Source organism: Streptomyces sp. CA-111067 (assembly GCF_050956065.1).
Taxonomy (GTDB): Bacteria; Actinomycetota; Actinomycetes; order Streptomycetales; family Streptomycetaceae; genus Actinacidiphila.
The window spans coordinates 5,312,935-5,322,500 of record NZ_CP192103.1; the positions used below are offsets into that span (position 1 = coordinate 5,312,935).

Consider the following 9,566-nt stretch of genomic DNA (forward strand, 5'->3'; position numbering starts at 1 on the left):
ACCAGCCCGGAGGTGCCTGCCCGGTGTCCGAAAGCTTCGTCCACCTGCACAATCACACCCAGTTCTCACTCCTGGACGGCGCTCAGAAGCTGCCGATCCTCTTCAAGAAGATCGAGGAGGAGGGCATGCCCGCGGTCGCCATGAGCGACCACGGCAACATGTTCGGGGCGTACGAGTTCTACCAGGTGGCGAAGAAGACCCCGGTCAAGCCGATCATCGGCATCGAGGCGTATCTCTCGCCCGAGTCGCGCCGGTACAAGAAGCCGGTCTTCTGGGGCCCCGGCGGCCAGCGGGCCATGTCGGACGACGGCGAGGGCTCCAAGGACGTCAGCGGCGGCGGCCGGTTCACCCACATGACCATGTGGGCGGAGAACGCGGCCGGGCTGCGCAACCTGTTCCGGCTGTCCTCGCTCGCCTCCTTCGAGGGCTACTACAGCAAGCCCCGGATGGACAAGGAGATCATCGCCGAGCACGCCGGCGGCATCATCGCCACCACCGGCTGCCCGTCCGGCGAGGTGCAGACCAGGATCAGGCTGAACCAGTACGACGAGGCGCTGAAGGCCGCCTCCGAGTACCAGGACATCTTCGGCAAGGAGAACTACTTCCTTGAGCTGATGGACCACGGCCTGGACCTGGAGCGCAACGTCCGCGAGGACCTGATGCGGATCGCCAGGCAGCTGGAGATCCCGCTGCTGGCCACCAACGACTCGCACTACGTGCACGAGTCCGAGGCCGACGCGCACGACACGCTGCTGTGCATCGGCGTGGGCAAGAACAAGGACGACCCGAACCGCTTCCGCTTCAACGGCACCGGCTACTACATCAAGACCGCCGCCGAGATGCGGCAGCTGTTCTCCGAGCTGCCCGCCGCCTGCGACAACACACTGCTGGTCGCCGAACGCATCGAGTCGTACGACGAGGTCTTCGAGTACGTCGACCAGATGCCGCAGTTCGACGTCCCTGAGGGCGAGACCCAGGAGAGCTGGCTGCGCAAGGAGTGCATGCGCGGCCTGGAGCGGCGCTACGGCACGCCGGTCCCCGCCGAGGTGATGGAGCGCTTCGAGATCGAGATGAAGGTCATCGGTCCGATGGGCTTCTCCTCCTACTTCCTCGTCGTCGCCGACATCTGCAAGTACGCGCGGGACAACGGCGTACCGGTCGGACCCGGCCGAGGCTCGGCCACCGGTTCGCTGGTCGCCTACGCCGTCCGGATCACCGAACTCGACCCGCTGGAGCACGGTCTGCTCTTCGAGCGGTTCCTGAACCCGGAGCGGATCAGCCCCCCCGACGTCGACCTCGACTTCGACGACCGCCAGCGCGACCGGATGGTCCGCTACGTCACCGACAAGTACGGCGAGGAGTACACCGCCCAGGTCAACACGTTCGGCACCATCAAGGCCAAGGCCGCGATCAAGGACTCCTCGCGGGTGCTGGGCTACCCGTTCGCGATGGGCGACCGGATCACCAAGGCGCTGCCGCCCGACGTCATGGGCAAGGGCATCCCGCTCGACGGCATCTTCGACACCGGCCACCCGCGCTACGGCGAGGCGGGCGAGGTCCGGCAGATGTACGACAACGAGCCGGACGTCAAGAAGGTCATCGACACCGCCAAGGGCATCGAGGGCCTGGTCCGCACCACCGGCGTGCACGCCTGCGCCGTCATCCTGTCCAAGACGCCGCTGCTCGACCTGATCCCGCTGCACAAGCGGGACAAGGACGGCGTGATCATCACCGGATTCGACTACCCCAGTTGCGAATCCATGGGCATGATCAAGATGGACTTCCTGGGCCTGCGCAACCTGGGCATCATCGACCACGCGATCAAGGTCATCAAGGACAACCGCGGGATCGAACTGTCCACCGAGAGCATGCCGCTGGACGACGTCAGGACGTACGAGCTGCTGGCCCGCGGCGACACCCTGGGCGTCTTCCAGCTCGACGGCGGGCCGATGCGGCAGCTGCTGAAGCTGATGGAGCCCACCCGGTTCGAGGACATCGCGGCGGTGCTCGCGCTGTACCGGCCAGGACCGATGGCGGCCAACGCGCACACCAACTACGCGCACCGCAAGAACGGCCGGCAGGCCATCGAGCCGATCCACCCCGAGCTCAAGGACCCGCTGGAGCCGATCCTCGGCACCACCTTCCACCTGCTGGTCTACCAAGAGCAGATCATGGCCATCGCCCGCCAGCTGGCCGGCTACACGCTCGGCGGCGCCGACGTGCTGCGCCGCGCGATGGGCAAGAAGAAGCCGGCCGAACTGGCCGCGCAGTGGCAGAAGTTCCACGACGGCATGGAGGGCAACAACTACTCCGAGGAGTCGATCAAGGCTCTCTGGGACGTCATGCTGCCGTTCTCCGGCTACGCGTTCAACAAGTCGCACACCGCCGGCTACGGACTGGTGTCCTACTGGACGGCGTACCTCAAGGCGAACTACCCCGCCGAGTACATGGCGGCGCTGCTCACCTCGGTGGACGACGACAAGGACAAGGCCGCCGTCTACCTCGCCGACGCCCGCAAGATCGGCATCCGGGTACTGCCGCCGGACGTCAACGAGTCGGTGGCCGACTTCACCGCCGTCGGCGACGACGTCAGGTTCGGCCTGAAGTCGGTGCGGAACGTGGGCACCGGCGTGATCGACTCGATGGTCGGCTCCCGAAAGGGCAAGGGCAAGTACACCTCGTTCTCCGACTTCCTGCAGAAGTCCGAGATCAACGCGCTCAACAAGCGCGCGGTGGAATCCCTGATCAAGGCCGGCGCGTTCGACTCGCTCGGCCACACCAGGATGGGCCTGTCGGCCGCCCACGAGACGGCGATCGACGCGGTCATCCCGGTGAAGAAGGCCGAGGCGTACGGCCAGGACGACCTGTTCGGCCAGCTCGACGACTCCGAGGCCGGCGACGAGCCGAACTTCGGCCTCGACGTGACGATCGGCGAGGGCGAGTGGCCGCGCAAGCAACTGCTGGCCATCGAACGGGAGATGCTCGGCCTGTACGTCTCCGCGCACCCGCTCGACGGCGCCGAGCACATCCTCGCCCGCAACCGGAACACCTCGATCGCCGACCTGCTGGCCTCCGGCCAGACCCAGGGCGTGGTCAAGATCTCCGGCCTGATCACCGGTGTCGAGCGGCGGATGACCAAGCAGGGCAACGCCTGGGCGATCGTCCACCTCTCCGACCGTGACGCGTCGATCGAGGTCTGCTTCTTCCCCGCCTCCTACCAGCTGGTGCAGCACGCGCTGATCGAGGACAGCGTGGTCGCGGTGACCGGCCGGATCAACGACCGGGACGGCTCGATCAACATCGCCGGGCAGGAGCTGCTGGAGCTGGACATCTCCTCGGCCGAGCTCGGCGGCAAGCCGCTGGTGCAGCTGTTCATGCGGGCGCACAAGGTGAGCCCGCCGGCGATCAGCGAGCTGCGCCGGATCCTCTCCGCCCACCCGGGGGAGAGCCCGGTACGGATCAAGGTCCAGGGCCGGGAGCGCACCACGGTCTACGAGCTGGGCTTCCTGGTCAACCACGAGACGATCGCCTCGGACATCAAGGGCAGCTTCGGCCAGGAGACGTGGATCGGCGTGGCGTGACGGGTGGCCGGGCGCGGGACCCCGGCCCTGACGGGCGGGCCGGGCCGGTCCCGGTTTCGGACATAATCGATGACGTGACCGAGACCGAGACCGAGACCGAGAAGAACGGGGCCGAGAAGTCCGGTGCCGTGAAAAGCGGCGCCGTGAAGGCCGTGCTGGGCGAGGGGGCCGAGGCGGGCGGGCCGCCGCGCCCCGAGCCGATCCGGTTCTTCGGCACCAGCTGGGTGGCGTACGAGGACGGCTACTGGTGGCGCCGGGCCGTGGTGCCGATCGGCGCGCTGCTGGCGACGGTGGCGGGCGCGTTCGTGCTGCGGCTGGGCTTCCAGGGGCTGACGGACGCGGACATCGGCCCGTTCGTGACCGGCATCGCCGTGGTGGGCTTCGCGGTGTGCAGCGCGCTGGCGTTCCAGCGCACCTGGCGCGGCTTCACCCGGCGCCGCGCCACGGCCGAGGTGGACGGCATGCGCGGCCTGCTCGCGATCGGCTTCCTCGGCTCGCTGCTCGCGTACTTCCTGCGCAGCATGGCCGAGGCCCCGGGGGAGAAGCTGCACCGCGCGGAGTTCGAGCAGGCACGCGAGCAGTACGAGAAGCGGCGCAAGAGCCGCTCGGGCAACCCGGCCTCGGGACGGCGCAAGCGCAAGCGGCGCTGAGGCCGGCGGCGGGGGCACGACGGGGGCGGCCGGGAGTACGGCGGCCGGGCGCATCGCGCCGGGCGGGATTGTCATACCCCCGTGCCACGCTTTTCCCATGGAGCCTTCACAGATCGTGCAAGCGTGGTGGGAGCGCATCGGGGCCCGTGACTGGGCAGGGGCAGGCGAGCTGTTGGCGGACGACCTGGTGGTGGAGTGGCCGGTCAGCCGGGAGCGGATAGTCGGCCGGGAGAACTTCATCAGCGTCCAGGCCGAGTACCCGAAGGGCTGGGCGATACGGGTGCTGCGGGTGCTGGCGGACGGCGAATCCATCGTGTCCGAGGTGGAGGTGCCGCACGAGGAGACCGGCGTCTTCCGCGCGGTGTCGGTGTGGACCGTCAGCGACGGCGTGATCGTGGCCGGCCGGGAGTACTGGACCGAGTTCGGCGCGGACCCGTCACCGGAGTGGCGGGCCAAGTACGTCGTGCGCTACTGACCGGGATCGTGCCGGCCGGGAACGTGCCGACCAGGGTCGTGCCGACCGGGCCCGTGCCGACCGGCAGCAGCGTGCGCGTCGAGCAGCGTACGGGCCCCGGTGCCGTACCGGGGCCCGCCGCTCAGCGTCGTGCCGCCCCGACCACGCCGACCACGCCCACCACGGCGGCGACGACGGCGCCGTGCCACAGCCCGGTCCAGATCGAGCTGAAGAAGCCCTGGCTGGTGAGCACCTGCCGGATCACCATGTCGCTGACGAACATCAGCGCGGCCGGCACCGCCGCGACCTGCCATGGGTGCGAGCGCGCCCAGCGGCGCAGCCGGTGGTCGCCTCTGGTGCCGCGGGAGCTGTAGCCGAGGACCGCCCCCGAGCCGCCGACCGTGTAGAAGAGCAGCGCCGCGATCGAGATCGCGCCGGCCAGGATGCCGAGCCCGAAGTGCCCGTGCACCAGATGCAGGGCCAACGAGACTCCGCCGCCGAGCGCGCCGACGACGGCCGCGGGCCGCCAGGGACCAAGAGTCGCCGAGGCAACGGCCAGTTGCCGCTTCTCGACGCGGGATACATCGGTGGAACGCCTCATATCGCAACACTCCTGCGCGCGGTCCTTGAACGCTATAGGGGATGACCCTGACCCGCCCCCGACCCCTCCCAGGAGCCCCACCCGTCCCGCCGCCGGGCCGACTTCGCCCCACAGCTTGACGCCGGGTGCCGTCCGGGTGTTTATTCACCGTATGGTGAATAAAATTGCCGAAGAGCCGGCCACCGACCCGGCCGTCGAGACCCGCGGTCTGCGCGTCGTACGCGGCGACCGCACCGCTCTCGACGGCCTCACGTTCGCCGTACCGCGCGGCCGCATCACCGGTCTGCTCGGCCCGAGCGGCTGCGGGAAGTCCACCCTGATGCGCGCCATCGTCGGCTCGCAGGCGCACGTCACCGGGACCCTCACGGTCCTCGGCCGGCCCGCCGGCCACCGCGCGCTGCGCTCCCGGGTCGGGTACGTCACCCAGGCCCCGTCCGTCTACGCCGACCTCTCGGTCCGGCAGAACCTCGACTACTACGCCGCCGTCCTCGGCGTCCCGCACCACGAACGCGCCGAACAGGTGGACCGCGCCCTGACTGACGTCGATCTCACCTCGCACGCCGACGCGCTGGCCGGACGGCTCTCCGGCGGCCAGCGCGGCCGGGTCTCGCTGGCCGTGGCGCTGCTCGGCACGCCCGAACTCCTCGTACTCGACGAGCCCACCGTCGGCCTCGACCCGGTGCTGCGCCGGGACCTGTGGAAGCTGTTCCACCGGCTGGCCGAGGAGCGCGGCGCCACCGTCCTGGTCTCGTCGCACGTCATGGACGAGGCCGAACGCTGCCACCAGCTGCTGTTGCTGCGCGAGGGCCGGATGCTGGCCGACGACACGCCGGACGGGCTGCGGGAGCGGACCGGCGCGGACACGGTGGAGGAGGCGTTCCTCCGGCTGGTCGACGGTGCGGCGGACGGGTCGGGCGGGACGGACGGCTCGGCGGGGTCCGGACCTTCCGGCGGCCACGAACCGGCCGACCGCTCTGACGAGCCCGACGCGTCAGAGCGCTCCGCCGCAGCCGGCGCCGAGCACGCGCACCACCACTGAGCACGTCCACCCCAACGAATCGACCCACGTCATGAACCTCAGCCGTACCCTCGCCACCGCCCGCCGGGTCCTGCGCCAGCTCGGCCACGACCCGCGCACGATCGCGCTGATGATCGTCGTCCCGTGCCTGCTGCTGTTCCTGCTGAAGTACGTCTTCGACAACAGCCCGCGCACCTACGACTCGGCCGGCGCCTCGCTGCTCGGCATCTTCCCGCTGATCACCATGTTCCTGGTGACGTCGATCGCCACGCTGCGCGAACGCACCTCGGGCACCCTGGAGCGCCTGCTGTCCATGCCGCTGGGCAAGGGCGACCTGCTGGCCGGCTACGCCATCGGGTTCGGCGTCGTCGCCGTCGTCCAGGCGCTGCTGGCCACCGGCCTGTCCGTCTTCGTCCTCGGCCTCGACGTCAGCGGCTCCGCGTGGCTGCTGCTGGTCGTCGCCCTCGGGGACGCGTTCCTCGGCATCGCGCTCGGCCTGTTCGTCAGCGCGTTCGCGGCCAGCGAGTTCCAGGCCGTGCAGTTCATGCCGGCCGTGCTGCTGCCGCAGATCCTGCTCTGCGGCCTGTTCGTGCCGCGCGGCGACATGCAGCCGGTGCTCAACGGCCTGTCCGACGTGCTCCCCATGTCGTACGCGGCCGACGGCATGACCCAGGTCGTCCGGCACACCGGCGTGACCGGGGACTTCGTCCGCGACCTGGCCGTCGTGCTCGGCTGCGCGCTGCTCGCGCTCGGCCTGGGCGCCGCCACCCTGCGCCGCCGCACGGTCTGACGGCGCCCGGCTCCCGGCCCGGGCCCGTATCGGCAGGCGGACGCAGCGGGCCGCCGGGCGGACGTCCTGGGAGGATGGCCGGGCATCCGCCCCGTCCCGTTTGAGCCGCTTGAGGTGAGCCGCCGATGACCACCCCCGCCCCGCAGCCCCAAGAGGCCGAACCGCGCGAGGCCCAGACGCAGAAGGTCGCCGTCCTCGGCGCGGGAAAGATCGGCGAGGCCCTGCTCTCCGGGATGATCCGGGCCGGCTGGGCGCCCGCCGACGTGCTGGTCACCGCCCGCCGCCCGGAGCGCGCGCAGGAGCTGCGCGACCGCTACGGCATCGAGTCGGTGACCAACGCCGAGGCCGCCAAGCGCGCCGACACCCTCATCCTCGCCGTCAAGCCGCAGGACATGGCCGCCCTGCTGGACGAGCTGGCCCCGCACGTCACCGTCGACCGGCTGGTGATCAGCGCGGCGGCCGGCGTGCCGACCGCGTTCTTCGAGGAGCGGCTGACCGGCGGCATCGCCGTCGTCCGGGTGATGCCGAACACCCCCGTCCTGGTGGACGAGGGCATGTCCGTGCTGTCCGCCGGCGCGCACGCCACCGAGGCGCACCTCGCCCGCGCCGAGGCGATCTTCAAACCGGTCGGCAAGACGCTGCGGGTGCCGGAGAAGCAGCAGGACGCGGCCACCGCGCTGTCCGGGTCGGGGCCGGCGTACTTCTACTACCTGGTCGAGGCCATGACGGACGCCGGCATCCTGCTCGGCCTGCCGCGCGCCCAGGCGCACGACCTGATCGTGCAGTCCGCGATCGGCGCGGCCGTGATGCTCAGGGACAGCGGCGAGCACCCGGTCAAGCTGCGCGAGGCCGTGACCTCCCCGGCCGGCACCACGATCAGCGCGATCCGGGAGCTGGAGAACCACGGCGTGCGCGCGGCGCTGCTGGCCGCGCTGGAGGCCGCCCGCGACCGCAGCCGCGAGCTGGCCTCCGGCAACTGACTCTCCCGGGAGGGGAGTTGGGCCCCGGGCTTCTCCGGGCCGGGGCCCGGACCTGGGCTCCGGGCTTCTCCGGGTGGGGCCACGGGTCGGGGCTCCGGCCGCTTTCCGACCGGGGTTCGGGACGGGGGTCAGGCCGGCGGGAGGAGCCCGATCGCCCGGTAGGCCGCGTCCACGGTCGGCCGGGCCAGCGCCCGCGCCTTCGCCGCACCCTCACGCAGGACGCCGTCCACGTACGACGGGTCGGCGCTCAGCTCGGCGTGCCGGGTCTGCAACGGACGCAGCAGCTCCACGACCGCCTCGGCCGTGTCCCGCTTGAGCGTGCCGTACCCGTCGTAGGAGTCGGCCAGCACCTCCGGCTCCTTGCCGGTGCACGCCGACAGGATCTCCAGCAGGTTCGCCACGCCAGGCCGCTCGGCCCGGTCGTACGCGACCCCGTCCGCGCTGTCGGTCACCGCCCGCATGACCTTCTTGCTGATCACCTCGGGCTCGTCCAGCAGGTAGACGATCCCGGCGGTCGCCTCGTGCGACTTCCCCATCTTCGACGTCGGGTCCTGGAGGTCCATCACCCGCGCGGCCACGGCCGGCGGCGTCGCCTTCGGGATGACGAACGTGTGCCCGTACCGCTGGTTGAAGCGCTCCGCCAGATCGCGGGACAGCTCCACGTGCTGCGTCTGGTCGTCCCCGACCGGCACTTCGTCGGCCCGGTACGCCAGGATGTCCGCCGCCATCAGCGCCGGGTACGTCAGCAGCGACAGCCGCACGCTCTGCCCGGCGGCCTGCGCGCGTACGGACTTCTCCTTGTACTGGATCATCCGCCGCATCTCGCCGTCGGTGGCCACGCACTCCAGCAGGTACGACAATCGCGCGTGCTCGTCCACATGGCTCTGCGCGAACACCGTGCACACCTGTGGATCGAGCCCCGCCGCCAGCATCAGGCTCGCCGCCTGCCGGCTCAGCCTGCGTACCCGCGCCGGGTCGTGGTCCACGGTGAGGGCGTGCAGGTCGACCACGCAGAACAGGGCGTCAGCCCGGTGCTGGTCCTCTTCCGCCCACCGGCGCAGCGCGCCGAGGTAGTTCCCCAGGGTCAGGTGACCAGTGGGTTTGATGCCGCTGAAGATCCGAGTCATTGCCGCTGTCTCCCGTTGACGGGGCCACCGCCCGGCGCGCCCGCGAGAAACAGAAACGGCCGCCGAGGCGGCGGCCGTTGGATGCATACGTCAGTCCCAGGCCGCCTCTAGGCGGCCCGCCACTGGGAGCTGTACGTACGCGAGGTCATGTCCACCACAGTAGCGCGGAGCGCCGCGTCCTGTACCCACCTTGAACCGAGTTGACACTCCCGGATCGGATGCGTAAGGTTCCCCAGGTTGTCCGACGTGAGCGCCGACCTTCAACGGTCGGTCCCCGGGCAGCCATTCGGCAGGTAAACACTCGAGCGATAACGGTGTGTCCGTTGGCGTTGGTGTGTGCGTTTGCGGAATGGGGTTGGTGTCGG

The 9,566-nt window shown here is 70.5% G+C and carries 8 protein-coding genes; 6 read left to right on the top strand and 2 right to left on the bottom strand.

The window, feature by feature from the left end; all coding sequences use genetic code 11:
- Window positions 1-23 precede the first annotated feature (23 nt).
- The 3 genes from dnaE (at window position 24) to ACQPW6_RS23300 (ending at window position 4,706) form a co-directional block, all read left to right on the top strand.
- Window positions 24-3,581, top strand: a complete 3,558-nt coding sequence (gene dnaE, locus ACQPW6_RS23290; RefSeq protein WP_433891613.1) for a DNA polymerase III subunit alpha — start codon at window positions 24-26, stop codon at window positions 3,579-3,581.
- 152 nt (window positions 3,582-3,733) lie between these two features.
- Window positions 3,734-4,231 carry an EamA/RhaT family transporter gene (locus ACQPW6_RS23295; RefSeq protein ID WP_433894634.1) on the top strand — a complete coding sequence of 166 codons (498 nt, stop codon included), beginning with the start codon at window positions 3,734-3,736 and terminating at the stop codon, window positions 4,229-4,231.
- A 97-nt stretch (window positions 4,232-4,328) separates the two neighbouring features.
- Complete coding sequence (locus ACQPW6_RS23300; protein WP_433891614.1) at window positions 4,329-4,706, top strand: nuclear transport factor 2 family protein; 378 nt, start codon at window positions 4,329-4,331, stop codon at window positions 4,704-4,706.
- A gap of 121 nt (window positions 4,707-4,827) precedes the next feature.
- Here the strand turns inward: ACQPW6_RS23300 and ACQPW6_RS23305 are convergent, their stop codons facing one another.
- Window positions 4,828-5,286: a hypothetical protein gene (locus tag ACQPW6_RS23305; RefSeq protein ID WP_433891615.1), complete on the bottom strand. Its 459-nt coding sequence runs from the start codon at window positions 5,284-5,286 to the stop codon at window positions 4,828-4,830.
- 151 nt (window positions 5,287-5,437) lie between these two features.
- On the opposite strand from ACQPW6_RS23305, the gene ACQPW6_RS23310 reads away from it, so the two are divergent.
- The 3 genes from ACQPW6_RS23310 to proC all read left to right on the top strand — a co-directional run bounded on the left by ACQPW6_RS23310 (window position 5,438) and on the right by proC (window position 8,074).
- A complete protein-coding gene (locus ACQPW6_RS23310) occupies window positions 5,438-6,325 on the top strand; it encodes an ABC transporter ATP-binding protein (protein WP_433891616.1) in 888 nt (295 codons plus the stop codon).
- Between the two features lie 31 nt (window positions 6,326-6,356).
- Entirely contained in the window at window positions 6,357-7,094 is a 738-nt protein-coding gene (locus ACQPW6_RS23315; protein ID WP_433891617.1) for an ABC transporter permease, read from the top strand.
- Window positions 7,095-7,219: 125 nt separating this feature from the next.
- Complete coding sequence (gene proC / locus ACQPW6_RS23320; RefSeq protein ID WP_433891618.1) at window positions 7,220-8,074, top strand: pyrroline-5-carboxylate reductase; 855 nt, start codon at window positions 7,220-7,222, stop codon at window positions 8,072-8,074.
- 128 nt (window positions 8,075-8,202) lie between these two features.
- Here the strand turns inward: proC and trpS are convergent, their stop codons facing one another.
- Window positions 8,203-9,201 (bottom strand): tryptophan--tRNA ligase, encoded by a 999-nt coding sequence (gene trpS, locus ACQPW6_RS23325; protein WP_433891619.1) that lies wholly within the window; start codon window positions 9,199-9,201, stop codon window positions 8,203-8,205.
- Window positions 9,202-9,566 lie beyond the last annotated feature (365 nt).

Coding starts and splice junctions, on each gene's coding strand:
- ACQPW6_RS23300 (WP_433891614.1), top strand. CDS start 4,329: ATGGAGCCTTCACAGATCGTGCAAGCGTGGTGGGAGCGCATCGGGGCC.
- ACQPW6_RS23305 (WP_433891615.1), bottom strand. CDS start 5,286: ATGAGGCGTTCCACCGATGTATCCCGCGTCGAGAAGCGGCAACTGGCC.
- ACQPW6_RS23310 (WP_433891616.1), top strand. CDS start 5,438: ATGGTGAATAAAATTGCCGAAGAGCCGGCCACCGACCCGGCCGTCGAG.
- ACQPW6_RS23315 (WP_433891617.1), top strand. CDS start 6,357: ATGAACCTCAGCCGTACCCTCGCCACCGCCCGCCGGGTCCTGCGCCAG.
- proC (WP_433891618.1), top strand. CDS start 7,220: ATGACCACCCCCGCCCCGCAGCCCCAAGAGGCCGAACCGCGCGAGGCC.
- trpS (WP_433891619.1), bottom strand. CDS start 9,201: ATGACTCGGATCTTCAGCGGCATCAAACCCACTGGTCACCTGACCCTG.